This is a genomic window from Streptomyces sp. NPDC040432, assembly GCF_055595445.1.
Map to the genome: position 1 here is coordinate 171,512 of NZ_JBVIVP010000010.1, position 26,145 is coordinate 197,656.

General features: G+C 74.3%; 22 protein-coding genes. 14 read left to right on the top strand and 8 right to left on the bottom strand.

Features of this window, described 5'->3' with window-relative positions; translation table 11 throughout:
• Nucleotides 1–55 precede the first annotated feature (55 nt).
• From ACZ58N_RS22065 to serC, 3 genes are all read right to left on the bottom strand, one after another.
• Nucleotides 56–706 carry a class F sortase gene (locus tag ACZ58N_RS22065; RefSeq protein ID WP_471162448.1) on the bottom strand — a complete coding sequence of 217 codons (651 nt, stop codon included), beginning with the start codon at nt 704–706 and terminating at the stop codon, nt 56–58.
• Nucleotides 699–1,508: a hypothetical protein gene (locus tag ACZ58N_RS22070; protein ID WP_471162451.1), complete on the bottom strand. Its 810-nt coding sequence runs from the start codon at nt 1,506–1,508 to the stop codon at nt 699–701. The genes ACZ58N_RS22065 and ACZ58N_RS22070 overlap by 8 nt, the downstream gene beginning before the upstream one ends.
• Nucleotides 1,509–1,839: 331 nt before the next feature.
• Nucleotides 1,840–2,958 (bottom strand): phosphoserine transaminase, encoded by a 1,119-nt coding sequence (serC, locus tag ACZ58N_RS22075; RefSeq protein ID WP_471162454.1) that lies wholly within the window; start codon nt 2,956–2,958, stop codon nt 1,840–1,842.
• Between the two features lie 85 nt (nt 2,959–3,043).
• Here serC and ACZ58N_RS22080 point away from each other — a divergent pair, with 85 nt between their 5' ends.
• The 3 genes from ACZ58N_RS22080 (at nt 3,044) to ACZ58N_RS22090 (ending at nt 7,302) form a co-directional block, all read left to right on the top strand.
• Entirely contained in the window at nt 3,044–5,770 is a 2,727-nt protein-coding gene (locus ACZ58N_RS22080; protein WP_471162457.1) for an FAD-binding and (Fe-S)-binding domain-containing protein, read from the top strand.
• 141 nt (nt 5,771–5,911) lie between these two features.
• Nucleotides 5,912–6,889 carry an EamA family transporter gene (locus ACZ58N_RS22085; RefSeq protein WP_471162460.1) on the top strand — a complete coding sequence of 326 codons (978 nt, stop codon included), beginning with the start codon at nt 5,912–5,914 and terminating at the stop codon, nt 6,887–6,889.
• On the top strand, nt 6,889–7,302 hold the full coding sequence (locus tag ACZ58N_RS22090; RefSeq protein WP_471162463.1) for a DUF1801 domain-containing protein: 414 nt from the start codon (nt 6,889–6,891) through the stop codon (nt 7,300–7,302). Before ACZ58N_RS22085 ends, ACZ58N_RS22090 begins: the two co-directional genes overlap by 1 nt.
• 46 nt (nt 7,303–7,348) lie before the next feature.
• Here ACZ58N_RS22090 and ACZ58N_RS22095 read toward each other — a convergent pair whose 3' ends face one another.
• The gene (locus ACZ58N_RS22095; RefSeq protein WP_471162466.1) at nt 7,349–8,308 is read right to left on the bottom strand and encodes a helix-turn-helix transcriptional regulator; all 960 of its coding nucleotides are present in this window, start codon (nt 8,306–8,308) and stop codon (nt 7,349–7,351) included.
• A 97-nt stretch (nt 8,309–8,405) separates the two neighbouring features.
• On the opposite strand from ACZ58N_RS22095, the gene ACZ58N_RS22100 reads away from it, so the two are divergent.
• A complete protein-coding gene (locus ACZ58N_RS22100) occupies nt 8,406–8,867 on the top strand; it encodes a hypothetical protein (protein ID WP_471162469.1) in 462 nt (153 codons plus the stop codon).
• A 54-nt stretch (nt 8,868–8,921) separates the two neighbouring features.
• Here the strand turns inward: ACZ58N_RS22100 and ACZ58N_RS22105 are convergent, their stop codons facing one another.
• Nucleotides 8,922–10,589, bottom strand: coding sequence for a CocE/NonD family hydrolase (locus ACZ58N_RS22105; protein WP_471162472.1), 1,668 nt, complete (start codon nt 10,587–10,589; stop codon nt 8,922–8,924).
• Between the two features lie 329 nt (nt 10,590–10,918).
• On the opposite strand from ACZ58N_RS22105, the gene ACZ58N_RS22110 reads away from it, so the two are divergent.
• The 7 genes from ACZ58N_RS22110 to ACZ58N_RS22140 all read left to right on the top strand — a co-directional run bounded on the left by ACZ58N_RS22110 (nt 10,919) and on the right by ACZ58N_RS22140 (nt 19,943).
• Nucleotides 10,919–11,722, top strand: a complete 804-nt coding sequence (locus tag ACZ58N_RS22110; protein ID WP_471162474.1) for a TIGR03084 family metal-binding protein — start codon at nt 10,919–10,921, stop codon at nt 11,720–11,722.
• A gap of 68 nt (nt 11,723–11,790) precedes the next feature.
• Complete coding sequence (locus ACZ58N_RS22115) at nt 11,791–13,641, top strand: acyclic terpene utilization AtuA family protein (RefSeq protein ID WP_471162619.1); 1,851 nt, start codon at nt 11,791–11,793, stop codon at nt 13,639–13,641.
• Nucleotides 13,638–15,236, top strand: a complete 1,599-nt coding sequence (locus tag ACZ58N_RS22120; RefSeq protein WP_471162477.1) for an acyl-CoA carboxylase subunit beta — start codon at nt 13,638–13,640, stop codon at nt 15,234–15,236. Before ACZ58N_RS22115 ends, ACZ58N_RS22120 begins: the two co-directional genes overlap by 4 nt.
• Before the next feature lie 8 nt (nt 15,237–15,244).
• Nucleotides 15,245–17,164, top strand: coding sequence for an acetyl/propionyl/methylcrotonyl-CoA carboxylase subunit alpha (locus ACZ58N_RS22125; RefSeq protein ID WP_471162480.1), 1,920 nt, complete (start codon nt 15,245–15,247; stop codon nt 17,162–17,164).
• Entirely contained in the window at nt 17,161–18,321 is a 1,161-nt protein-coding gene (locus ACZ58N_RS22130; RefSeq protein WP_471162482.1) for an acyl-CoA dehydrogenase family protein, read from the top strand. Before ACZ58N_RS22125 ends, ACZ58N_RS22130 begins: the two co-directional genes overlap by 4 nt.
• 306 nt (nt 18,322–18,627) lie before the next feature.
• A complete protein-coding gene (locus ACZ58N_RS22135; RefSeq protein ID WP_471162485.1) occupies nt 18,628–19,368 on the top strand; it encodes an enoyl-CoA hydratase family protein in 741 nt (246 codons plus the stop codon).
• The gene (locus ACZ58N_RS22140; RefSeq protein WP_471162488.1) at nt 19,356–19,943 is read left to right on the top strand and encodes a TetR/AcrR family transcriptional regulator; all 588 of its coding nucleotides are present in this window, start codon (nt 19,356–19,358) and stop codon (nt 19,941–19,943) included. Before ACZ58N_RS22135 ends, ACZ58N_RS22140 begins: the two co-directional genes overlap by 13 nt.
• Nucleotides 19,944–20,009: 66 nt before the next feature.
• Here ACZ58N_RS22140 and ACZ58N_RS22145 read toward each other — a convergent pair whose 3' ends face one another.
• Together ACZ58N_RS22145 and ACZ58N_RS22150 are read right to left on the bottom strand one after the other, a co-directional pair.
• Complete coding sequence (locus tag ACZ58N_RS22145; RefSeq protein ID WP_471162491.1) at nt 20,010–20,396, bottom strand: DUF3592 domain-containing protein; 387 nt, start codon at nt 20,394–20,396, stop codon at nt 20,010–20,012.
• Between the two features lie 80 nt (nt 20,397–20,476).
• On the bottom strand, nt 20,477–21,583 hold the full coding sequence (locus tag ACZ58N_RS22150) for a citrate synthase 2 (RefSeq protein WP_281208451.1): 1,107 nt from the start codon (nt 21,581–21,583) through the stop codon (nt 20,477–20,479).
• Nucleotides 21,584–21,821: 238 nt separating this feature from the next.
• Between ACZ58N_RS22150 and pdxH the strand changes: the two genes are divergently transcribed.
• The 3 genes from pdxH to ACZ58N_RS22165 all read left to right on the top strand — a co-directional run bounded on the left by pdxH (nt 21,822) and on the right by ACZ58N_RS22165 (nt 24,868).
• Nucleotides 21,822–22,445 carry a pyridoxamine 5'-phosphate oxidase gene (gene pdxH, locus ACZ58N_RS22155; RefSeq protein WP_471162622.1) on the top strand — a complete coding sequence of 208 codons (624 nt, stop codon included), beginning with the start codon at nt 21,822–21,824 and terminating at the stop codon, nt 22,443–22,445.
• A 380-nt stretch (nt 22,446–22,825) separates the two neighbouring features.
• Nucleotides 22,826–23,431 carry a PH domain-containing protein gene (locus ACZ58N_RS22160; protein WP_471162494.1) on the top strand — a complete coding sequence of 202 codons (606 nt, stop codon included), beginning with the start codon at nt 22,826–22,828 and terminating at the stop codon, nt 23,429–23,431.
• 102 nt (nt 23,432–23,533) lie between these two features.
• Entirely contained in the window at nt 23,534–24,868 is a 1,335-nt protein-coding gene (locus ACZ58N_RS22165) for a PAS domain-containing protein (protein ID WP_471162496.1), read from the top strand.
• A gap of 10 nt (nt 24,869–24,878) precedes the next feature.
• On the opposite strand, the gene ACZ58N_RS22170 is transcribed toward ACZ58N_RS22165, so the two are convergent.
• The gene (locus ACZ58N_RS22170; protein ID WP_471162499.1) at nt 24,879–26,105 is read right to left on the bottom strand and encodes a serine hydrolase domain-containing protein; all 1,227 of its coding nucleotides are present in this window, start codon (nt 26,103–26,105) and stop codon (nt 24,879–24,881) included.
• Nucleotides 26,106–26,145: the final 40 nt, after the last annotated feature.

A 26,145-nucleotide genomic window follows, 5' to 3' on the forward strand; every position in this document is an offset into this window, starting at 1 on the left:
CCCGGCCCGGAACCCCCGAGCCTGCCCCGAACTGCTGAAGGTATCGCGTGCGGGGCTACGCCTTGCCCGTGAGGTGTGCGAACACGACGACGTTCGCGTCCCAGTGGCGGTCGGCGGTGAGGTCGCCGCCGCAGGTGATCAGGCGCAGTTCGGCCCTGCCGTGGGTGTCGTTGTAGACGCGGTCGGTGGGGAAGGCGTCCTTCTTGAAGGTGTCGACCTCGTCGACGGTGAAGACGGCGGTGGTGCCGTCGGTGCGGTGGACCTCGATCCGTTGGTCCTTCTTGAGCTCCTTGAGGTTGAAGAAGACGGCCTTGGGGGCCTGCGGGGTGTCCATGTGGCCGACGATCGCGGCGGCGCCCGGCTCGCCGGGGGTGGGGCCCTGTCGGTACCAGGCGGCGTCGTCGGGTTTGGCGAAGTCGGGTTCCCGCATGACGCCCTTGGCGTCGAGGTCGACGGTGTCGAGGGGGGCGTCGACCTTGATGTCGGGGATCTCGATCCGGTCCGGTACGGCCGGCCCGAGGACGGAGACGGCCGAGGCGGCCGGGGTGGTGGCCGCCCGCGCGGAGCCCGCGCCGCCCGAGCAGCCGGCCGACGCGGCGCCGAGCAGCAGGACGAGAGCGGGGACGAGGGCCAGGGGCCGGGCACCGGCCCGGGCGGCCGCACGGTGTGTGCGGCTGCCCGGGCGGAGGGGGGTGCGCTCAGCCACGGGTGGGCTCGGCGGCGGTGCCGGCGGGGGCCTGACCGGTGTTCACGGAGCCCTTGGGGATCCGGTGCTCGCTGGGGCGCAGCGGCTGGACGGGCTTCACGTCCGGCTTCACGGGCTTCACGTCCGGGGCGGCCTTGCCCTCGGTGGAGAACTTCACGGTGTCGAACTTCTTGCCGCCCGCGTAGGCGTCGACGCCGTAGTAGCCGGTCCTGACGTCCGCGGCGACGGTGGCGGTGCCGGTGAAGGTGCCCTTGCCGTCGCTCTTCAGGTTGACCTGTCCGCCGGTGAAGGCCTCGGACTTGACGGAGGCGTCCTTCGCGGAGGTCTTCACGGTGACGACGATCCGGTCCCCGGGCCGGCCGAAGTCCTGGGACAGTCGGAGGGTGGACGGCGCCGGGGTGGGCTTGGCGTCCGACACGACGTGCAGTTGCGCGGTGGCCTGGAGCTTCTGTCCGTCGGGGCCGGTACCGACGAGGGAGACCCCGTAGTCGCCGTCCTTGACGTCGGCCACCTTCGCGCTGACGCCCCTGCCGTCGGTCATCCGGACGTCCTTGAGGGCCGCCGAGGACACGGAGAGGTGCGTCGAGCCGTCGGGAACCTCCATGGAGAGGGTGACGGAGTCACCCGGCTTCACCGGGGAGCCGGGTACGGACAGGGAGGCGCGGGCCTGCTCCGGGCGGGTGCTCGCGCTCGCCGTGGGCGAGGGGGAGGCCGGGGAGTCGGCTGCGAAAGCGGTGGCGGCGCCGCCGAGGGCCATCGACGAGGCGAGGGCTATCGCCGAGAGGGTGAGTGCCTTGCGCATGGGGTTCCTCCTGAACGGGCCGGGCTTTTTCCCGGCACATCAGACATGAGGGACATCACGGGGCACTCGGTTGCAGGGGGTTCCGGCGCCCGATCGCCTCCCGCCGAAGGTCCCGCGTCGCGAACGCGCAGGCCGGACGGGGCGCCGAGATCTTCCCTTGGTGGGCTCTTTGCCCCGATTTTTGGGACCAAGGTCCCTGCGGAGGGCGGAGGTTCGCCGCGGATCGGGAGAGCCGCCGGGCGGACGGGAACGCCGGAACCCCGGCGCCGGGGCGGGCGCCGGGGTTCCGGATGCTGCGGGTGCTGCGGGTGCGGGGCGTGGGCCCGTACGGTCAGAGCTGCTCGATCACGTGGTCGATGCACGCGGTCAGCGCCTGCACGTCCGCCGGGTCGATCGCCGGGAACATCGCGACGCGCAGCTGGTTGCGGCCGAGCTTGCGGTACGGCTCGGTGTCCACGATGCCGTTCGCGCGCAGCACCTTGGCGACGGCCGCCGCGTCGATGTCGTCCGAGAAGTCGATCGTGCCGATGACGGCGGAACGCTTGTCGGCGTCCTGCACGAACGGGCTCGCGTACTTCGACGCCTCGGCCCAGCCGTACAGGTTCCGCGCGCTGGCCGCCGTACGGCCGGTCGTGAACTCCAGGCCGCCCTGGGAGTTCATCCACCGCAGCTGCTGGTCCAGCAGGAAGAGGGTGGACAGCGCCGGGGTGTTGTACGTCTGGTTCTTCAGCGAGTTGTCGATCGCCGTCGGCAGCGAGAAGAACTCCGGGATGTGCCGGCCGGAGGCGTGCACACGGGCCGCGCGCTCCAGGGCCGCCGGGGAGAACGCGGCCAGCCACAGGCCGCCGTCGGAGGCGAAGGACTTCTGCGGGGCGAAGTAGTAGACGTCGGACTCGGTGATGTCGACCGGCAGACCGCCGGCGCCCGAGGTCGCGTCGACCAGGACGAGCGAACCGGCGTCGGCGCCGGCGACGCGCCTGATCGGCGCCGCGACACCCGTCGAGGTCTCGTTGTGCGTGTACGCGTACACGTCCACGCCGGCCTCGGCGACCGGCTCGGGGTGCGTGCCCGGGTCGGAGGAGATCACGGACGGCGCGTCCAGCCACGGCGCGAGCTTGGCGGCCTTGGCGAACTTGGACGAGAACTCGCCGAAGGTCAGGTGCTGGGACTTCTGCTCGATCAGTCCGTGGGTCGCGATGTCCCAGAAGGCGGTGGAGCCGCCGTTGCCCAGGATCACCTCGTAGCCCTCGGGGAGGGAGAAGAGGTCCCGCAGGCCCTCGCGCACCGAGCCGACCAGGTTCTTGACCGGGGCCTGGCGGTGCGAGGTTCCGAGCAGGGAGGTACCGGTGGCGGCGAGGGCGTCCAGCGCCTCGGTCCGCACCTTGGAGGGGCCCGCGCCGAAGCGTCCGTCGGCGGGCTTGATGTCAGCGGGAATCTGGATCTCAGCCACGAGCGGAGCGTATCGGGTCCGGGTCCGCGTGTTGGAAGCGCGTCCACCGGATGAGACGCCCCGGGACGGTGGCAGGGTGGGCGACGTGACGACACCCGGCGAACTCGAACGGACATTGCGGGCGAACCTGCGCGGAGAGGTCGACTTCGGGGCCGCCGCCCGCGCGTTGGTGACCATGGACGCCTCGAACTACCGCCGCGTCCCGGCCGGCGTGGTCGCCCCGCGCGACGCCGAGGACGTGGCGACCGCCCTGCGGATCTGCGCCGACGCCGGGGTCCCCGTCGTCCCGCGCGGCGGCGGCACCTCCATCGCCGGTCAGGCGACCGGCACCGGAGTGGTCCTCGACCTCACCCGGCACATGAACGCCCTGCTCTCCCTCGACCCCGCGGCCCGGACGGCCGTCGTCCAGCCCGGACTCGTCCTCGACCGGCTGCTCGACGCGGCCCGCCCGCACGGACTGACCTTCGGCCCCGACCCCTCCACCCACTCCCGCTGCACCCTCGGCGGGATGATCGGGAACAACGCCTGCGGCGCCCACTCCGTCGCCCGGGGCACCACCGCCGACAACGTCACCGAGCTGTCCGTCACCGCTTACGGGGGAACCACCCACCGGCTCGGGACGGGCTGGGCCGGCACGCCCACCGGGCTGCGGGAACTCGTCGAGGGGAACCTCGCCACCCTCCGCACGGGCTTCGGCGGGCCCGCCGCACCCGGGGCCCCCGCCTTCACCCGGCGGATCTCCGGCTACGCCCTGGACGCCCTGCTGCCCGAACGCGGTGTCGGGGCCGCCCGCGCCTTCTGCGGGAGCGAAGGCACCCTCGGCGTGGTCACCGAGGCGGTGGTCCGCCTCGTCGAAGTGCCGTCCGCACCCGTCCTCGCCGTCCTCGGGTACGCCGACGAGGGCGCCGCCGCCGACGCCGCCGCCGGACTCCTCCCGTACGGGCCGCTCACCGTCGAGGGCATGGCCCAGGACCTGGTCCGCGGGGCCGCCGGACTGCCCGCGGGCGGCGCCTGGCTGTTCGTGGAGATGCCCGACGAGGGCGCCGCCCGCACCCTGATGCGCGCCGCCGACACCGTCGACGCGCTGCTCGTCACCGACCCGTCGGCGCAGCGCGCCCTGTGGCGGATCCGGGAGGACGCCGCCGGGACGGCCACCCGGATGCCCGACGGCACCATGGCCTGGCCCGGCTGGGAGGACTGCGCGGTCCCGCCCGCCCGGCTCGGCGCCTACCTGCGGGCGTTCCGCGCGCTGCTGGCGCAGCACGGGCTGCGCGGAACCCCGTACGGGCACTTCGGGGAGGGCTGCGTCCACGTCCGGATCGACTTCGACCTGCTCACCCCGCCGGGCGTGGCCCGCTTCCGGACCTTCTCGGAGGAACTCGCCGACCTGGTCGCCGCGCACGGCGGCTCCTTGTCGGGGGAGCACGGTGACGGGCAGGCCCGGGCCGAACTGCTGCCGAAGACGTACGGCCCGGAGGTCATCCGGCTCTTCGGCGCCTACAAGGACCTGTGGGACCCGGCGGGCGGCATGAACCCGGGCATGCTGGTGCGGCCCGCCCGGCTCGACGAGAACCTCCGCTTCGCTGTCCTGCCCGCGACCCCGTTCGCGGCGGAGGTCGCCCGCTGCGTAGGCGTCGCCAAGTGCCGCACCGAACAGGGCGGCGGGCCCGGCGTGATGTGCCCGACGTACCGGGTCACCGGCGACGAACGGCACTCCACCCGCGGCCGGGCCCGGCTGCTGCACGAGATGCTGGCCGGGGAGATCGTCACCGACGGCTGGCGCTCGACCGAGGTCGCCGAGGCCCTGGACCTGTGCCTCGGCTGCAAGGGCTGCCGCAGCGACTGCCCCGTCGGCGTCGACATGGCCGCGTACAAGGCCGAGTTCCTGCACCACCACTGGGCGGGCCGGATCCGCCCCCTCGCCCACTACCTCCTCGGCGACCTCCCGGACCTGCTCCGGCCGGTCGCGGCGCTGCGCGCCGCGCCGTTCGTCAACGCCGCCGCCCGACTGCTGCCGGTCCCCGGCCTCACCCGCGAACGGCCCCTGCCGCCCGTCGCCCGGACGCCGTTCAGCCGGTGGTGGAGGCGCCGGGGCGCGGCCCCCGGGGCGCCGGCGGGCCCCCGGGTGACCCTGTGGCCCGACACCTTCACCGAGCACCTCGCCCCCGAGGCCGGCCGCGCCGCGGTACGGGTCCTGGAGGCGGCCGGGCTCACCGTCGACGTCCCCCGCGGCCGGATCTGCTGCGGACTCACCCTCGTCTCCACCGGCCGCCCCGACCGCGCGCGCACCGTCCTGCGCCGCACCCTGGACGCCCTGGGGGAGGTGCGCGGACCCGTTCTCGTCCTGGAACCCAGCTGCGCGGCGGCCCTGCGCACCGACCTGCCCGCCCTGCTCCCCGACGACCCGCGCGCGGAGCGCCTCGCGGCGGCGGTCCGCACCTTCGCGGAGACCCTGGAGGAGTACGCCCCGCACTGGACCCCGCCCCGGCTGGACCGCGCCGTCGTCGGCCAGACCCACTGCCACCAGCACGCCGTGCTCGGCGACGCCGCCGACCGGCGGCTGCGGGAACGCGCCGGCCTCACCGGGGACCTCAGTGGCGGCTGCTGCGGCCTGGCGGGCAACTTCGGCTTCGAGCCGGGCCACCACGCCGTCTCGGTGGCGTGCGCGGAGGAACGACTGCTGCCTTCGGTGCGCGCGGCCGGGCCCGGCACGGCGGTCCTCGCCGACGGGTTCTCCTGCCGTACCCAGATCGCCCAGCTGGGCGGAGTCCGGGCCCGCCACCTGGCGGAGCTCCTGGCGGAGGCGCTGTGAGGCAGGAGCGCTGTGAGGGGGAGCCCTGCTTCGGGGGACCGCGAGGGAGGGGGACCGCGGGGGGAGGGGCGCCATGACGGGACGAGCCCTGTAAGGAAGGACACCGCGTCACGGCCCTTACGTACCCCTTAGGCTGGATTCATGCCCGCACCCTCCCCGTCCCCGACGGCCTCCCACGAAACCTTCGCCACCGCGACCGCGCGAACGGCCGCCGGGCCCGCCCCGGTACCTGCCCGTACGCGGTTCGGGCCGGTGGCTCTCGTGGTCTCGGCCGGGATCTCGGTGCAGTTCGGGGCCGCCCTCGCGGTCATGATCATGCCGAGGGCGGGCGCGGCCGGGGTCGTCACGCTGCGGCTGGCCGCCGCCGCGCTGGTGCTGCTGATCCTGTGCCGGCCCAAGGTCCGCGGCTACAGCCGCTCCGACTGGGGCACCGTCATCGCCTTCGGCGTGGCGATGGCCGGCATGAACGGCCTCTTCTACCAGTCCATCGACCGGATCCCCCTCGGCCCCGCCGTGACCCTGGAAGTCCTCGGCCCGCTGGCCCTGTCGGTGATCGTCTCGCGGCGCCTGGTGAACCTGCTGTGGGCGGGCCTCGCCCTCGGCGGCGTCGTCCTGCTGTCCGGACACGGCGGGGGCGGCCTCGGCTTCGGCTCCCTCGACCCGGCGGGTGCAGCGTTCGCGATCGGAGCGGGCGCCATGTGGGCCGCGTACATCGTCTTCAGCGCCCGGACCGGCCGGCGGTTCCCGCAGGCCGACGGACTGGCCCTGGCCATGGCCGTCGCCGCGGTCATCTCGCTGCCCCTGGGCGTCGTCGAGTCCGGGTCCGCCCTGCTGGTGCCGAGCACCCTGGCGCTGGGCCTCGGCGTGGCCGTCCTGTCGTCGGTCCTGCCGTACACGCTGGAACTGCTGGCCCTGCGCCGGATGCCCGCCCCCACCTTCGCCATCCTGATGAGCCTGGAACCCGCCATCGCGGCGACCGCCGGCTTCCTGGTCCTGAACCAGGCCATGTCCGCCCTCGACGCCCTCGCCATCGCCCTGGTCATCGCGGCCAGCATGGGCGCGGTCCGCTCCCAGATCGGCGGCCGGGCGAAGCCCGGCCCCAAGGAGGAAGTTTCCTGATGGACCACGTGGATCACCCGGTCACGCCCGAGGCCCCGGCCCCCGGGCCCGTTGCCGCCGACCCCGTCGCCGGCTACCTCGCCGCCGCCCCGGACGCGCGACGGCCGGCCCTGACCCGGCTGCGCGAGCTGTGCCGTACGGAGCTGACCGGCTTCGAGGAGACCATCGCGTACGGCATGCCCGTGTACGTCCGGCCCGGTGGGACCGAAGGCGAGGTCGCCTGGGCGAACCAGAAGCAGTACGTGTCCGTGTACCTGCTGCGCACCGACGTCCGGGACGCCTTCGCCGAACGCCTCGCCGGACACGACATGGGCAAGTCCTGCCTGCGTTTCCGCCACCCCGACCGGATCGACTTCGACCTGCTGCGCGACCTCCTGCGGGCCACGGCCGCGACCCCCGGCAAGGCCAGCTGACCCGGCCCGGCCCGGTGGGCCCCGCCCCGACCCCGCCCCACCGGGTTCACCCGTAGCGGGCCGTCAGCGCCGCCAGGGTGGCCCTGACGCGGGCCCGCAGGGCCGGTGGGCCCAGTACCTCCGCCTCCGCCGCCAGTGCCAGGAACTGTGCCTCCGCCTGCTCGGGTGACTCGACGGGCAGGACCGCGCGGATCCAGCCCGGCACGTCCGGATCCGGCCGGCCCGTCGCGGCCAGTGCCCGCGCGGCGGCCCCCGTCAGCCGCTCCGCCGCCCGCGCGGAGAGACGTACGGCCGCCTCCTCGGGGTGCAGCCGTTCGTGGAAGTCGGCCTGGCTGCGCCGCCAGTGCGCGGCCAGGTCGAAGCCCTCGGGCAGTTCGCACCCCTCGTCGCCCGCGGTGACGTCGAGGATCTGATCGACCCGGTACGTACGCGGCCCCTCCGGCCCCGCCACCAGGTACCAGCGCCCCGCCTTCAGGACCAGCCCGTACGGTTCCAGCCGCCGCTCCACCTCCTGCGGCTCCTTCCACCGGCGGTAGCGCACCGCGATCACCCGGCCCCGCCACACCGCGTCGGCGACCTGCGCGAGGTACGGGACCTCCTCGTGCTCCGCGTACCAGCCGGGCGCGTCCAGGTGGAAGCGCAGCCGGATCCGGTCGGCCTGCGCGCGCAGCTCCGGCGGCAACGCCGCCCGCAGCTTCAGCTGCGCCGCGGCCACGGCCGGGCCCAGTCCGAGGTCCGCAGCGGGCCCCGGCATCCCGGTCAGGAACAGCGCCTCGGCCTCGTCCGCGCTGAGCCCCGTCAGCCGGGTCCGGTAGCCGGCGAGCAACCGGTAGCCGCCGCTGTGCCCGGCGTCCGCGTACAGGGGCACGCCCGCGGCGGTCAGCGCCTCCGCGTCGCGGTAGACGGTGCGTACGGACACCTCCAGCTCCCGCGCCAGCTCGGCGGCGGTCATCCGCCCCCGGGTCTGGAGCAGCAACAGCATCGACAGGAGACGGCTGGACTTCACTGACACAGGATGTCAGGGGAGCGCTCCTACGGTTCCCTCCGAACGCAGCGCCCCGGAGCCGACCGGCGCCGGGGCACGGAACAGGGGAGCGCACCGCATGAACGACTTCGACTTCCTCGTCGGGACCTGGGACATCGCCAACCGTTGGCGCACCGACTTCCTCGACCCGGACAGCGAGTGGGAGGAGTTCCCGGGGGTCTCGCGGATCTCCCGCCACTTCGACGGCGGGGCCAGTTTCGACGAGGTCGACTTTCCGACGAAGGGCTTCGCCGGGCTCACCCTGCGCCTGTTCGACCGGGAGCGCGCGCAATGGTCGCTGTACTGGTCGAGCCGTCGCACCGGAGTGCTGTTCCCGCCCGTCGTCGGCCGGTTCGCGGACGGCCGGGGGATCTTCGAGGGCGAGGACACGCACGACGGCAGGGCGGTGCGGGTGCGGTACCTCTGGTCGGGGACCACGGCCGGCGCACCGCCCCGTTGGGAGCAGTTCTTCTCCGTCGACGGGGGCGGCACGTGGCTGCGGAACTGGACGATGGACTTCACGCGCAGGTCGGGCTCCTGACGGGGCGCGCCGGATCGTCGGCCCCGCGTCGTCGGATCCGGATCCGGTTCGGGGTCAGCCCAGGGGGAGGTCCAGGTAGGAGGGGGTGGTCTCGGGCGAGGTGAAGGCGAGGGAGGCGCGCGGCAGGTTGGCGTCCGCGTAGAAGGCGTCGCGGCCGGCCATCACCAGCAGCAGGCGGTGCCCGCGCGGGACGTCGTACGCGGTGGCCTGGAGGTCGATGTCCGCGCCGACCAGGCTGTCCGGAGCCGACCCGAGGTCGCTGTACGGGGCGTGCGTGATCAGGCGGGCCGAGTCGTCGGGGGCGAGGTCCAGGAGGTGGGCGACGAAGCTGGAGCCGGCGTTCGCGGCCCGGTAGGTGACCCGCAGCCGGGGGACGCCGCGCAGCCGCAGGGTGTCCTCGGCGGGGGCGCAGACCCAGACGGCGGCCACCGTGCGGTCGATGTCACCGGCCGGGTGGATCCGGGGGCGGCCCGCCATCTCCGCGTACCCGGAGCGCACGACCTCGTCGGCGACGGCCGTCGGGGTGTCCACCCCGCACAGCAGTCCGGCGGTCCAGCCGGCCTCGGGCCGTTCGGCGAGCCGCCCGCCGCCGGTGAGGTGCAGTCGGTGGATCCGCCGGGTGAGGGCGTGCCGGGTGGCCCGGTGCTCGACGGTTCCGCTCCACATCACCTCGCCCGCGACCTGGCCCTCGTCCGCGACGCCGTTGTCGGCGCCCATGAGGTGGTGGTCGAACCAGCGGTCGGCGTCCGTCCAGACACGGTCCGGGAGGCCGAGCAGTCCGGCGGAGCCGGGGCCGGCGTGGTCGCCGATCGACAGGACGACGCGCTTGGGGCCGGTGAGTTCGTCGAACAGCTTGAGGGTCTGGTTGGTCGGGTAGAGCGTCTCGTGCCAGGCGTGGGAGAGGAACACCGGCAGCCGGCGCCGGTTGAACTCCTTGACGTGGCCGAAGGGGGAACGTTCCTCCGCCCAGCGCAGGGCGCCCACGACGTCGCGGCCGGTCAGTACGTCGTCCAGCGCGCGCTCCGTCTCCGGGCTCAGCCGGGCCCGGGCGGCGGCCGCGAGCAGGGCCCGCACGGCGCCGACGCGCCGGGTCGAGTTCTCCACGAGGACCGCGCCGAGGTCGCCCCAGGCGCTGAACGCGCCGACCGCGTCCACCCGGGGGTCGTGCGCGGCGACGAGCAGGCCGATGCCGGCGCCGTAGGAGACGCCCAGGAAACCGATCCGGGTGACGGGTCCGGCGGTGCGTTGCAGCAGGTGGTCCAGGGCCCGGCTGCCATCGGCGACGTCGAGGGGGCCCGCGGCGTCGGCCTGTCCCGCGGAGGCGCCGAAGCCACGGGGGGTGTAGGCGAGGACGTCGTAGCCGCGGGTCGCGAACGCGCTGGCCCGGACGGCGTACGTGACCCAGCCCAGGTTCGTCCACGGCGCGGGCATCACGACGACCGGCCGCGGCCCGGAACCCTTGCGCCGCCACAGCGCGGCGTCGAGCAGGACACCGCCCGCACCGCCCACCCGGCCCCGGCTGAACACCGCGACGGACCGGACGGCCTCCACCTCACCGGCCCGCGCGGGCGGCAACCCGGAAGGATCACCGCTCTCCAGGGCGGCGGCGAAGGACCCGAGGGCCGCGGCGTCGAGCTCGGGGTGGAGGGACCCCGGGGGCGGGGTGCAGGAGTCGGACGGGGTGGACGGGCCGGACGGGGTGGCTGGGTCGGCTGGGTTCACGGCGGTTCATCCTCTTCGTCGAGGTGACATGGACGTGTTCGGCTGCGACGGCGCACTCCCGGGCCCGGAGCGAAGCCCCCAGTATCGACGCGCCACCACGCCCACCCGCCGCACTCCCACCCGCCCGACCGAAACCCCTCCACCCGCCCCGCGGCCCGGCGCGCGCCCCGCCGGGCCGGACCATTCCGAACGGCAAACCCCGCCCGGTTCGGGCCGGTTGGCCCGCTTGGCGGGAACGGGACGGTCCCCGAAGAAATCATGCAAGCGTGCTTGATTGTTTCTCCGGCGGGTGCCAGGCTTCCCCCCACGCCGAGCAGGGGAGCGCAACCGTGCCCGATCCGTCCGCCGTCGCCGTCTTCGCCGATCTCCGTGCTGAGGGCAGTGAACTCGACTCCCTCGTAGCGGAGTTGCCCACCGCCGACTGGGCGCGGGCGACGCCCGCGAGCGGTTGGGACATCGCCCACCAGATCGCCCACCTGCACTGGACCGACCGTGCCTCGCTGCTCGCCCTCACCGACGCCGACGGCTTCGGGCAGATGGTGCAGGAGGCGCTCAAGGCCCCCGACTCGTTCGTCGACGACGGCGCCGCCGAGGGCGCCGCGCTGCCACCCGCCGAGCTGCTCGCCCGCTGGCGGGCCGGCCGGGTGGCCCTCGACGACGCCCTCGACGCGGCCTCGCCCGACGCCCGCTTCCCCTGGTACGGGCCGCCCATGAAGGCCAACTCGATGGCCGGTGCCCGCCTGATGGAGACCTGGGCCCACGGCCAGGACGTCGCCGACGCCCTCGGGGTCCGCCGCACCCCCACCGCCCGGCTGCGGCACGTCGCCCGGATCGGCGTACGGGCCCGCGACTACGCGTACGCGGTACGGGGCCTGCCGGCGCCCGCGGTGGAGTTCCGGGTGGAACTCCACGCACCGGACGGCGGGGAGCCCTGGACGTACGGCCCGGCCGACGCCGAGCAGCGGGTCTCCGGGCCGGCCCTCGACTTCTGCCTGCTCGTCACGCAGCGCGCCCACCGCGACGACCTCGCGCTGACGGCCGGCGGCCCCGACGCGGACCGGTGGCTGGACATCGCGCAGGCCTTCGCCGGTCCGGCCGGCGCCGGACGCACCCCCCGGGCCGGATCCCGGTGAGCCGCCGCCCCCTGCGCATCGGCAACGCCTCCGGCTTCTACGGGGACCGCGCCGGCGCGCTGCGCGAGATGCTGACCGGCGGCCCCCTCGACGTCCTGACCGGCGACTACCTCGCCGAACTCACCATGCTGATCCTCGGCCGCGACCGTCTGAAGGACCCCGGCCTCGGCTACGCCAAGACGTTCCCGCGCCAGCTGGAGGACTGCCTGGCCCTGGCCCACGAGCGGGGCGTACGGATCGTCACGAACGCGGGCGGACTCAACCCGGCGGGCCTCGCCGACGCCGTCCGCACCCTCGCGGCCAAGGCGGGGATCCCGGTCGCCGTCGCCCACGTCGAGGGCGACGACCTGATGCCCTACGAGGAGGGCGCGCTCACCGCCAACGCCTACCTCGGCGGGGCCGGCATCACCGCCTGCCTGCGGGCCGGCGCCGACATCGTCGTCACCGGCCGGGTGACGGACGCCGCCCTGGTCAGCGGGCCGGCCGCCTGGTGGTTCGACTGGGCGGCCGACGACCTGGACCGACTGGCCGGCGCGGTGGTCGCCGGCCACGTCCTGGAGTGCGGGACCCAGGCCACCGGCGGCAACTACGCCTTCTTCACCGCCCACGACGTCCGCCGCCCCGGCTTCCCCCTCGCCGAGGTCTCCGAGGACGGCTCGGCCGTCATCACCAAACACCCGGGCACCGGCGGTGCCGTCACCCCGGGCACGGTGACCGCCCAACTGCTGTACGAGACCCAGGGCGCCCGCTACCTCGGCCCGGACGTCACGGCCCGCCTGGACACCGTCCGCCTCACCACCGTGGGGCAGGACCGGGTCCGGGTCGGCGGGGTCCGGGGCGAGGCCCCGCCGGACACCCTCAAGGTGGGCGTGACCCGCATCGGCGGCTGGCGCAACGAGGTGGTCTTCGTCCTGACCGGCCTGGACATCGACGCCAAGGCCGCCCTGGTCCGCGAGCAACTCGCCGATCTCCTCACCGAGGTGGGGTCGGCCGGCTGGACCCTCGCCCGGACCGACCACGACGACGCCGACACCGAGGAGACCGCGAGCGCCCTGCTGCGCCTCGTCGTCCGCGACCCCTCCCCGGACCGGGTCGGCCGCGCGCTGACCTCGGCGGCCGTGGAACTCGCCCTCGGCAGCTACCCGGGCTTCCACGTCACCGCCCCGCCCGGACCGGCCCAGCCGTACGGGGTGTTCACCTCGGCTGCCGTCCCGGCGGACTCCGTCCCGCACACCGCGGTCCTCCCCGACGGCAGCCGATTCCCCGTACCCGCCCCACCGGCGACGACACCCCGGGACGCACGCCCCGCGCCGGGTGAAACCCCGGACGCCCCCGCGCCCGCCGCGCCGGGGGAGACCCCCGACAACCCCGCGCACGCCGAGGGCCCCGCGCCCGCCGCGCCGGGGAAGACCCCGGACGGCCCGGCGCACCCCGCGCACGCCGACAACCCGGCGCACCCCGCGCACGCCGACAACCCCGCGCACCCGTACACCCCGCACCCCGACGGCCCCACCACCCGCGCGCCCCTCGGCGCGGTCGCCGGTGCCCGCAGCGGTGACAAGGGCGGCGACGCCAACATCGGCGTCTGGGTGGAGAGCGACCCCGCGTGGGACTGGCTGCTCCGCACGCTCACCGTGGACACCCTGCGCACCCTGCTCCCGGAGACGGCGGAGCTCCCCGTCACCCGCCACGAACTCCCGAACCTGCGGGCCCTGAACTTCACCGTCACCGGCATCCTCGGCGCCGGCGTCGCCTCCGGCCACCGCTTCGACCCGCAGGCCAAGGCCCTCGGCGAATGGCTCCGCGCCCGCCGCCTCGACATCCCGACCCACCTCCTGCCGACCCCGGAGGGGACCCGCGCCCACCGCCTCGACATCCCGACCCACCTCCTGCCCACCCCGGAGGGGACCCGCCCATGACCCGCCTCGGCACCACCGTCGACCCCCGCAGCCCCGAGCACACGACGGCCCGTACGGCCGCCCTGGAACGCCTCGACGCCCTGCACGCCGAACACGCCAAGGCCCTCGCGGGCGGCGGCGACAAGTACACGGCCCGCCACCGGGACCGGGGCAAGCTCCTGGCCCGCGAGCGCGTCGAGCTGCTCCTCGACCCCGACACCCCGTTCCTGGAACTGTCGCCGCTCGCCGCCTGGGGCAGCGACTATCCGGTCGGCGCATCCATGGTCACCGGCATCGGCACCGTCGAGGGCGTCGAATGCCTGATCACCGCCAACGACCCCACGGTCCGCGGCGGCGCCAGCAACCCGTGGACCCTGAAGAAGGCGCTGCGGGCCAACGAGATCGCCCGGCAGAACCGGCTGCCCTGCGTCAGCCTCGTCGAATCCGGCGGCGCCGACCTGCCCTCCCAGAAGGAGATCTTCATCCCGGGCGGCGCGATCTTCCGCGACCTCACCCGGCTCTCCGCCGACGGCATCCCGACCATCGCCGTCGTCTTCGGCAACTCCACCGCCGGCGGCGCGTACATCCCCGGCATGTCCGACCACACCATCATGATCAAGGACCGTTCGAAGGTGTTCCTCGGCGGTCCGCCCCTGGTCAGGATGGCCACCGGCGAGGAGAGCGACGACGAGTCCCTCGGCGGCGCCGACATGCACGCCCGCACCTCCGGCCTCGCCGACCACTACGCCCTCGACGAGTACGACGCGATCCGCCAGGCCCGCCGCATCGTCGCCCGCCTCAACCACCGCAAGCCGCACCAGGACCCACCGGCCGCCGCCGAGCCGCTCCACGACCCGGAGGAACTCCTCGGGATCGTCCCCCCGGACCTGAAGACCCCCTTCGACCCGCGCGAGGTCATCGCCCGCATCGTCGACGCCTCTGACTTCGACGAGTTCAAGCCCCTCTACGGACCCAGCCTCGTCACCGGCTGGGCCTCCCTGCACGGCTACCCGGTCGGCATCCTCGCCAACGCCCAGGGCGTGCTGTTCAGCGCCGAGTCGCAGAAGGCCGCCCAGTTCATCCAGCTCGCCAACCAGCGCGACATCCCGCTCCTCTTCCTCCACAACACCACCGGCTACATGGTCGGCAAGGAGTACGAGCAGGGCGGCATCGTCAAGCACGGCTCGATGATGATCAACGCGGTGTCCAACTCCCGCGTCCCGCACCTGTCCGTCCTCATCGGCGCCAGCTACGGCGCCGGCCACTACGGCATGTGCGGACGGGCCTACGAGCCCCGCTTCCTCTTCGCCTGGCCCAGCGCCAAATCGGCCGTCATGGGCCCCGCCCAACTCGCCGGCGTCCTGTCCATCGTGTCCCGCCAGTCCGCCGCCGCGAAGGGCCTCCCGTACGACGAGGAACAGGACGCCGGGATGCGCGCCTTCGTGGAGGCGCAGATCGAATCCGAGTCCCTGCCGACGTTCCTGTCCGGGCGGCTGTACGACGACGGCGTCATCGACCCCCGTGACACCCGCACCGTCCTCGGCCTGTGCCTGTCGGCCGTCCACAACGCCCCCGTCGAGGGCGCCCGTGGCGGCTTCGGCGTCTTCCGGATGTGAGCCCGCAGATGACCATCACCTCCCTCCTCGTCGCCAACCGGGGCGAGATCGCCGTCCGGATCCTGCGCACGGCCCGCGCCCTCGGCCTCGCGACGGTCGCCGTCCACTCCGACCCCGACGCCGACGCCCTGCACGTCCGGTGCGCCGACGCCGCCGTCCGCCTGCCCGGCGCCGCACCCGCCGACACCTACCTCCGCGCCGACCTGCTCATCGAAGCGGCCCGGACGGCCGGCGCGGACGCCGTCCATCCCGGCTACGGATTCCTCTCCGAGAACGCCGACTTCGCCCGCCGGGTCCGGGCCGCCGGCCTGACCTGGATCGGCCCGCCCCCCGAGGCGATCGAGGCGATGGCCTCCAAGACCCGGGCCAAGGAGCTCATGCGCGCCGCCGGCGTCCCCCTCCTCGACCCCGTCGACCCGGCCGACGCCGGCACCGCCGACCTACCCCTGCTCCTCAAGGCCGCCGCAGGCGGCGGAGGCCGCGGCATGCGCGTCGTACGGGACCTCGACACCCTCAAGGAGTCCCTCGACGCGGCCTCCGCCGAGGCCCTCTCCGCCTTCGGCGACGGCGAGGTCTTCGCCGAGCCCTACGTGGAGCGCGGCCGGCACGTCGAGGTACAGGTCCTCGCCGACACCCACGGCACCGTCTGGGCGCTGGGCACCCGCGACTGCTCCCTCCAACGCCGCCACCAGAAGGTCATCGAGGAGGCTCCCGCACCAGGCCTGCCCGACACCCTGCGCGCCGCCCTCCACGACGCGGCCGTCTCCGCCGCCCGCGCCGTCTCCTACGAGGGCGCCGGCACCGTCGAGTTCCTCGTCACCGCCGACGGCCGCCCGTACTTCCTGGAGATGAACACCCGCCTCCAGGTGGAGCACCCCGTCACCGAGGCCGTCTTCGGCCTCGACCTGGTCGCCCACCAGCTGCGCGTCGCCGAAGGCGCCGCACTGCCCCCCACCCCGCCGCAGCCCACCGGCCACGCCGTCGAGGCCCGCCTCTACGCCGAGGACCCGGCCCACGACTGGCGGCCCCAGGCCGGTGTCCTGCACACCCTCGACGTCCCCGGCGGACTCCGCGTCGACACCGGCTTCGCCGACGGGGACACCGTCGGCGTGCACTACGACCCGATGCTCGCCAAGGTCATCGCCCACGCCCCCACCCGCGCCGAAGCCGTCCGTGTCCTCGCCCACGCCCTGGCCGGGGCCCGCGTCCACGGCCTGATCACCAACCGGGACCTCCTCGTACGCTCGCTGCGGCACCCGGAGTTCACCGGCGGTCGGCCCGACACGGGCTTCTACGACCGCCACCTGGCCGCCCTCACCACGGACACCCCGGACCCGACGACGGCGGTCCTCGCCGCCGCCCTCGCCGAGGCGGCCCCCGCCCCCGGCGCCGGCCTCGCCGCCCGGCTCGGCGGCTGGCGCAACGTCCGCTCCCAGCCGCAGACCCGCAGCTACACGGCGGCCGGAACCACGTACACGGCCCGCTACCAGCAGGACGGCGTCCTCGCCGACCACCCCGACATCAAGCTCCTCGACGCCACGCCCACCCGCGTGACCCTGGAAGTCGACCGCATCCGACGCGTGTTCCACGTGAAACACAACCCGCACACCGGCGAGGTCCACGTCGATTCCCCGCTCGGCGCGCACACCCTGCTCCCCGTCCCCCGGTTCCCCGAGCCCGAGGACCACACCGCGCCCGGCTCCCTGCTCGCCCCGATGCCCGGCACCGTCGTCCGCGTCGCCGAGGGCCTCGCCCCCGGCTCCGCCGTGACCGCCGGGCAACCCCTGCTCTGGCTGGAGGCCATGAAAATGGAGCACCGCGTCCTCGCCCCCGCCTCCGGCACGCTCACCGCGCTCCACGCCGCTCCCGGCCAACAGGTCGAGTTCGGCGCCCTGCTCGCCGTAGTCCAGGAGGAAACGCAGACATGAGCCCCACCATCGAATCCGACGAGCACAAGGCCCTGCGCACGGCGGTGGCCGCCCTCGGCCAGAAGTACGGCCGCGACTACCTCGCCCGCGTCGCCCGCGAGGGCGGCCACCCCGACGAACTGTGGGCCGACGCCGCCGGCCTCGGCTACCTCGGGGTCAACCTTCCGGAGGAACACGGCGGCGGGGGTGGCGGCATCGCCGAACTCTCCATCGTCCTGGAGGAACTCGGCGCGGCGGGCTGCCCGCTCCTCATGATGGTCGTCTCGCCCGCCATCTGCGGCACGGTCATCGCCCGTTTCGGCACCGAGGAGCAGAAGCGCGCCTGGCTCCCCGGCCTCGCCGACGGCACCCGCACGATGGCCTTCGGCATCACCGAACCCGACGCCGGGTCCAATTCCCACCGCATCACCACCACCGCACGCCGCGACGGCGACGACTGGATCCTCACCGGCCGCAAGGTCTTCATCTCCGGCGTGGACATCGCCGACGCCACCCTGATCGTCGGCCGCACCAGCGACGCCCGCACCGGCCGCCTCAAGCCGTGCCTGTTCATCGTCCCCCGCGACACCCCCGGCTTCGGCCGCACCGTCATCGACATGGAACTCCAGGCGGCGGAGAAACAGTTCGAACTCACCCTGGACGAGGTCCGCCTCCCCGCGTCCTCCCTCGTCGGCGACGAGGACGCCGGCCTCCTCCAACTCTTCGCGGGCCTCAACCCGGAGCGGATCATGACGGCCGCCTTCGCCATCGGGATGGGCCGCCACGCCCTCGCCAAGGCCGTCGACTACGCGAAGACCCGCCAGGTCTGGCGCGAGCCCATCGGCAGCCACCAGGCCATCGCACACCCCTTGGCGGCAGCCCACATCGAACTCGAACTGGCCCGCCTCATGATGCAGAAGGCCGCCCACCTCTACGACGCGGGCGACGACATGGCCGCCGGCGAGGCGGCGAACATGGCCAAGTACGCCGCCGCCGAAGCCTGCGTCAAGGCGGTCGACCAGGCCGTCCACACCCTGGGCGGCAACGGCCTCACCCGCGAATACGGCCTGGCCTCCCTGATCACGGCCGCCCGCGTCTCCCGCATAGCCCCGGTGAGCCGAGAAATGATCCTCAACTTCATCTCCCACCAAACCCTGGGCCTCCCCAAGTCCTACTGACCCCCCGTGACCCAAGGGCGACAACGCCGTATCGGACCCGAGGCCGACCACGATCGCCAGGCCGGGGACGAACCCGAGGGCGGGGGCGGGGTGGGGTGCCGTCCGGGATGTAAAACGTGATTTGTTGGCGCCCACTCCCGCCCGCAAACTCAGACCCGGAACGGGCGCCATAAATCATGCCCATCCCGGACGGCACCCCACCCCGCCCCCGCCCGACCCACGCCCCCGCCCGACCCACGCCCCCGCCCGACCCACCCCACCCCGTCCCGCCGGCCGCCCCCGCCGCAGCCCGCCCCCGGAGGACCCATGCCCCCACTCGTACACGCCGGCCAGGCGAACGGCATCAGCACCCTCACCCTCACCTCCCCGACCAACCGCAACGCCCTCTCCGCGCAGCTGGTCGCAGACCTCCGCTCGGCCCTCGCCGGGGCCGCCGCCGACCCCGACATCCGCGCGGTGGTCCTCACCCACACCGGCAACACCTTCTGCGCCGGCGCCGACCTCAAGTCCCCCTGCGACCCGGCCGACTTCCTCGCGCTCCTGCGCGAGACGACCGAACTGCCGAAGCCGGTGGTGGCCCGCGTCACCGGTCACGTCCGCGCCGGCGGCCTCGGCCTGCTCGGCGCGTGCGACATCGCCGCCGCCGGACCGCAGTCCTCGTACGCGTTCACCGAGACCCACCTCGGCCTGGCCCCGGCGGTGATCTCCGCGACCCTGCTGCCCCGCCTCGACCCGCGCGCGGCCTCCCGCTACTTCCTCACCGCCGAATCCTTCGGCCCGGCCGAGGCCACCCGGATCGGGTTGCTCACGCTGCACGCCGAGGACGACGTCGACACCGCCCTGGCCCCCGTGCTCGACGGCCTGCGCAGGGCCGCCCCGCAGGCCCTCGCCACCACCAAGGTCCTGGTCACGGCCGGGGTGCGGGAGGCCCTGGACCGGGACGGCGCCCGGCTGACCGAGCTGTCCGCGTCCGTCTTCGCGTCGGCGGAGGCCCGCGAGGGCATCACCGCCCGCTTCGAGCGCCGGGACGCGGCATGGGTACGGTGACCGGCCCCAAGCAGGCCCGCAGTCGCGTCACCCGACGCCACCTCCTGGAAGCCGCCGTCGCCTGCCTCGCGGAACACGGCTGGGCGGGCTCCACCGTCGCCGTCGTCGCCGAACGGGCCGGGGTCTCGCGGGGCGCGGCCCAGCACCACTTCCCGACCCGCGAAGCGCTCTTCACCGCGGCGGTCGCGTTCGTCGCCGAGGAACGCTCCACCGCCCTGCGCGAGCTGTTCCACACGGCCCCGGCACCCCGCCCGGCCGTGGTCGAGGCCATCGTCGACCTGTTCACGGGCGCCCTGTTCCGGGCCGCTCTCCAGCTGTGGGTCGCCGCCTCGAACGAGGAGCAGTTGCGCCCGCAGGTCACCGATCTCGAAGCGCGCGTCGGCCGTGAGACCCACCGCATCGCGGTGGAGCTGCTGGGCGCCGACGAGTCCGTGCCCGGCGTACGGGAGACCGTGCAGGGCCTCCTCGACATGGCCCGCGGCCTGGGCCTGGCCAACGTCCTCACCGACGACACGGCCCGCCGGGCCCGCGTGGTGGCCCAGTGGTCCCGCATCCTGGACGCGACCCTGACCTGACCGCCGACGCCCCCCGACGCCGACGCCCGCCGCCCGAGCCCGCCGCCCCGGCGCCCCCGCCCCGTGTCAGATCCGGGCCGCCGCCACCGCGACGCCGAGGGACAGGACCATCAGGGCGTACAGGTCGTAGTGCCGCCAGGGGGACTTCCGTGCCGTGAGCGCCGTACCGGCCCGGGACGGGTCCCGGGGGTCGTACAGCACCTCCACGGGGTCGCCCTCGCGGGTTCCCGGCGGGCATTCCCGCTCACCCGTCGCATGGGTGCGGGTGCGGCCGTCCGGCGTGGGGTAGCGCAGCGTGATCCGGGCCTCGCCGCCGCGCGCGGGCCGGTGCACGGCGGAGCAGCGGGCCGTGACCGCGATGCCGCGCGCGTGCAGGAGGCGGCGTCGCCGCAGCAGGCAGACCGCGGCCACGAGCGCGCCGACGGCGAGGAAGAGGTAGGGGATCCTGGACACGTGGCTCCGAACGGGGTGCGGGCGCCGCACCCCCGTGAAGGGGTGCGGCGCCCGCCGGGCGAAAAGGGGTGCGGGACGGATCAGGCCGTCTCGGCGATGTCGGCCCAGCCCTCGATGTCGCGGGGGTCGCGACGGCCGGGACCGGTGTAGCGGGCCGACGGGCGCACCAGGCGGCCCGTCCGCTTCTGCTCCAGGATGTGCGCGGACCAGCCGGCGGTACGGGCGCAGCTGAACATGGACGTGAACATGTGCGCCGGGACTTCCGCGAAGTCCAGCATGATCGCGGCCCAGAACTCCACGTTGGTGGCGAGGACCCGGTCGGGGCGGCGCGCGTGCAGCTCCTCCAGGGCGGCCTTCTCCAGTGCCGCCGCCACCTCGTAGCGCGGGGCGTCGAGTTCCTTGGCGGTGCGGCGCAGCACGCGGGCGCGGGGGTCCTCGGCGCGGTAGACGCGGTGTCCGAAGCCCATCAGGCGCTCGCCCTTGTCGAGGGCCTTCTTCACGTAGGCGACGGCGTCGCCGGTGCGCTCGATCTCCTCGATCATGCCGAGCACGCGGGACGGGGCGCCGCCGTGGAGCGGGCCCGACATGGCGCCGACCGCCCCGGACAGCGCCGCCGCCACGTCGGCGCCGGTGGAGGCGATGACGCGGGCGGTGAAGGTGGAGGCGTTCATGCCGTGCTCGGCGGCGGACGTCCAGTAGGCGTCGACGGCCTTGACGTGCTTGGGGTCCGGCTCGCCCCGCCAGCGGATCATGAACCGCTCGACGACGGACTCGGCCTTGTCGATCTCGCGCTGCGGCACCATCGGCAGGCCCTGCCCGCGGGCGGACTGGGCGACGTACGACAGCGCCATGACGGCGGCCCGGGCCAGGTCGTCGCGCGCGGTGCGCTCGTCGATGTCCAGCAGCGGTTTCAGGCCCCACACGGGGGCGAGCATGGCGAGCGCGGACTGGACGTCGACGCGGATGTCACCCGAGTGCACCGGGATCGGGAAGGGCTCGGCGGCCGGCAGCCCCGGGTTGAACGCACCGTCGACCAGCAGGCCCCAGACGTTCCCGAAGGAGACGTGTCCGACCAGGTCTTCGATGTCCACCCCCCGGTAGCGGAGCGACCCGCCCTCCTTGTCGGGCTCGGCGATCTCGGTCTCGAACGCGACGACCCCTTCGAGTCCGGGTACGAAATCGGACATCAGGCGGCTCCTCAGATAGTGCGAACACGCGCGGCTCCCGGCGTGATTCGCGGTCCGGCGCGGTCATCCCCGTTGATGCCCGGCACGGCCGAAGGTCATCCGTACGGGGGCCCTCGGACCGGCCCCAAGATTTTGTCCGCTCCGGATGCCCTGCGGAAGCGTGACATACGGCACACCACCGGTCGACGTCCTGCGGCAGGATGGCCGCGTGAGCGATCAGGACCTTGACCCCGCCGTCATGCGCAAGCAGTACCGTTCCGAGATCGTCCGGGAGGAGAGCCTCGCGGACGACCCGATGGAACAGTTCGGCCGCTGGTTCCGGCAGGCGGCCGACGCGAACGTCTTCGAACCCAACGCCATGGTCGTGGCCACGGCGACCCCCGACGGGCGGCCCAGCACCCGCACGGTGCTGCTGAAGCGGTTCGACGAACAGGGCTTCGTCTTCTTCACGAACTACGGCTCCCGCAAGGGCGTCGAGCTCGCCGCGAATCCGTACGTCTCGCTGCTCTTCCCCTGGCACCCGATCGCCCGCCAGGTCGTCGTCACCGGCACCGCCTCCCGCATCGGCCGCGACGAGACCGCCGCGTACTTCCGCTCCCGGCCGCACGGCTCGCAGCTGGGCGCCTGGGCGAGCGAACAGTCCCGGGTGATCGGCTCCCGGGAGGAACTGGACCGGCGTTACGCGGAGCTCGCGGAGCGTTACCCGGAGGGCGAGCGGGTTCCGGTGCCGCCGGAGTGGGGCGGGGTGCGGGTGGTGCCCGACGCGGTGGAGTTCTGGAACGGGCACGAGAACCGCCTGCACGACCGGCTGCGCTACGTCCTGGAGGGCGAGAAGTGGCGGATCGAGCGGCTCTGCCCGTAGGACGGCGGCGCGGACTCCGCGAGAGGCCCGGGAACGCAGGCGACCCGCGGGCTCTGGTTCCTCTCCTGCAGTGAGAGGAGCCGGCCGGACGTACCGGCGAGCCCGCGGGTCGGGTGACTGCTTGGGATTGGCGCCTGGCGGCCACGCCGGGCACCGCACTGGGTGCGTTGCGACAACGGGCCGTCAGCCCGCAGTCACCTCACGCGTCCGGTTTCCGTACATTGCGGGAACCACCTCCCTTCTCGTGTACTCCAGAGCCTAGATCCGCCGCGCCGAGCCCTCAACCCATTTATGAGGGCCCCGCCGGAACGGCCGCAACTCCCCTATCCCGCACCGGAGTTCCTTCCTACACTGGCCGTCCCGCAGCGGGGAGGGGTGCCATGGGCGCAGGGTTGCTGCCGCGCGACTACCGGGTCCGCGCCGCGCGGATGGTGGGTGTCCACGTCGCGGTCGGGATCGGCGCGCCCGGTGTGCTGCTGACCGTGGCGACGATGGAACACGTGGTCACCGGTGTGAAGCTGCTGATCGCCGCCCTGGTCGTCACCCTGTTCGGCTGGCTGGTGCGGGCCTCCCGGCGCTGTTCGACCCTCATCGACGAGGAGGGCATCCGGGTCCGGCGGCTCACCGGAAGCCGACGGCTGGCCTGGGCGGACGTCCAGGACATCCGGGCCGCGCCCCATCCCGGCGCGGCCGTGGCGGGGGACCGGCCGCCGGTCCTCACGTACGCCTATGACCGGGCCGGGCGCCGGATCCGGCTCGTGTGCGTCGACGACGACCACGTCGACGTCGCCCGGGAGGTCGCCCTGATGCGGGCCGCCTGGAAGGAGCTCCGCGGCCCCGACTGGGCGCCCGACCCCGGGGTCCGGCGCAGGATCGAGCGGCAGGCCCTGCGTGAGGGGCGCGGGGAGGTGGCCGCGCTGCGGGGCTGCGGGACGGCCGGGCTGCTCCTCGCGGCCGGGATGGTCGTCCTCGCCCTCGCCGACTGAAGGACATTCCGGGAGGAATGCGGGAACTGTGTGTGGCCTGCGTCACGTTCCAGTTCAATGATCTGACGTGCCGCACACGCGAACACCTGCAGGGGGTGCCAGGTGAGTGCTTCCGGTCGTGGTGAGACCGCCGACGATCTGCTCGCAGCGCTGCTGGACGGGATGGACGCCGCCCTGTGCGCGTTCGACTCCGACGGAGTCGTCACCCACTGGAACCGGGAGGCGGAACGGATCCTCGGCTGGTCCGCCGCCGAGGCCGTGGGCCGCAAGGGCTTCGCGGGCTGGGCCGTGCGCGCCGCCGACGCCGACGACGTGCAGGACCGGCTCATGTCGGCCCAGGACCTGCCCGGACGCCAGGTCCACGAGTTCGCCCTGCTCACCAAGGACGGCGGCCGGATCCTCGTCCGCACCCAGTCCGCCGGGGTCCCCGGCGCCGACGGCAAGCCCGCCGGCGTGTACTGCGCCTTCAGCGAGGTCCACGCCCAGATCGACCTCGAACGCTCCATCGCGCTCAGCGAGGCCCTCATGGACGACGCCTCCTGGGGCGTCGTCCTCGTCGACGTCGACCTGCGGCCGGCCGTGGTCAACACGCATGCCGCCCGCGCCTTCGGGGCGGGCCGGGGCGCGCTCCTCGGGCGCCCCCTCGGGGACCTCCTCGTCCAGGGCGTCGAGGAACTGGAGGGCGCGCTCCAGCACGTACTGGCCGAAGGGGCGCCGCCGGCTCCGCTGGAACTGTGGGTCTCCGTACGGACCGCCGAGGGCGTCCGGCGCCGGTGCTGGCGCTCCGGCTTCCTGCGACTGGCCTCCCCCCTCGCGGAGGAACCCGTGCCGCTCGGCGTCGGCTGGCTGTTCCAGGACGTCACCGAGGCCCGGCGGGCCGAACTGGACACCGGGCAGCTCCGGTTCCGGGCCAACCAGCTCCACCGCGCCGGCCGGGCCGCCGCCGAATGCGCCGACCCGGCCGAGGCCGCCGCGATCCGGCTGGACTTCGCGCTGGCGGGCTTCGCCGACCACGCCCTGGTCGACGTCCTGGAACGGGCGCCGGGGCCCGACGCCCCCGACCGGGGCAGGCGGCTCGTCCGCTCGGCCGTGTCCCCCTCCGGGCTCGCCCTGCTGCTCCCGGGACCGGGCGCCATCCCGGTCCGCTACGACAGCGCCCACCCGGCGCTCCAGGCCCTGGACCGGATCGGTCCCGTCCGGGCCGGTGCCCCCGGCGGTACCGAGGACGACGGCTGGGCGCGGGCCCGGCACTGGCCGGCCGGGGCGACGTACGCCCTGTGCGTGGTGCTGCGCAGCCGCGGTCGGACCCTGGGCGCCCTGACCTTCCTGCGCGGCTCCTCCCGCCCGGCCTTCGAGCGGGCGGACGCCCTCTACGCGGAGGAGGTCGCGGCCCGCGTCGCCGCCGACCTGGACCTGGCGACGGCCGGCCCGTCCTGACGGCCTTCCCTCAGTGTTGGTTCTCGCCGACCTGGGTGGGGGAGGGCAGGGTCCACACGTGCTCGGGGGTGACGATCTCCGTCACGGCCTTGCCGATGCGCGTGCTGAGCGAGCCGCCCCGGTCGATGTCGGAGTTGATCAGGACCGCCAGCGTGACCCCGCTGCCCGGCAGCCCGGCGGCGATCGTCTCGTAGCCGGGCAGCTCGCCGTTGTGGCCCAACCAGCCGTCGACCCGGGCGATCCCCAGCCCGTACTCGACGCCCGGGTAGCCCACGGGGCCCGTCCGCAGCCGCTCGGCCTGCGTGGCCGGCTTCAGCAGCCGGCCGTCGATCAGCGCCGGGATCCAGGTGTGCAGGTCCTCCAGGTCGGAGATGACGGCTCCGGCCGCCCACCCCCAGGACGGGTTCCAGTCGGTGGCCTCCACGACGCTCCCGTCGGGGCTGAACGTCGTGTAGCCCTGGGGGTGCGGGTCCGGGAACGCGCTGCCGGTCGGCAGCGAGGTGGAGTCGAGCCCCAGCGGCGCGAAGACCTGCTCCTCCAGGTACGCGGCCAGCGACTTCCCCGACACCTTCTCCACCAACAGCCCCAGCAGCACCGTGTTGGTGTTGCTGTACTCCCACTTCGCGTTCGGGGCGAACTGCGGCGGATGGGCGAAGGCGTACCCGAGCAGCTGCCGCGGCGTGAACGGGCGGTACGGGTCGTCGCGCATCGCGTCGAGGAACTTCGGGTCCGAGGTGTAGTCGTACAGTCCGCTGCGCATGGCCGCGAGTTGCCGCACGGTGACGCGCTCGCCGCCGGGCACCCCGTCGACGTACTTCGAGATCGGATCGTCCAGACCGACCAGGCCCCGGTCCACGAGCTGGAGCACCCCGGTGACGGTGAACGTCTTGGTCACGCTGCCGATCCGCGAGTACATGCCGGTCTTCAGGGCGGCGCCGCTGCTCCGGTCCGCCACCCCGAAGGACTTGACGTAGTCGCCGCGCCCCGGGATCCACACGCCGACGCTCACCCCCGGGATGCCGGCGTCCTTCATCACGGCGGTGATCGCCGCGTCGAGGCGGGCCACCGTCCCAGGATCCAGGTCCGCCCGGCCGGGAACGGCCGCGGCGGTGACCGCCCCGGGCGGCTGCGGGGGTGCGGCGGGAGCCGTTCCGGCGCCGGCCAGGAGCAGTAGCAGCGCGGCCACGCCGGCGGGCAGGGCCCGCCGCGCCGCGAACGTCGTACGTGTGCAGGACATGCCCGGCCACCTCAGCTCCCCGAGACCCCGAGCCACGTCC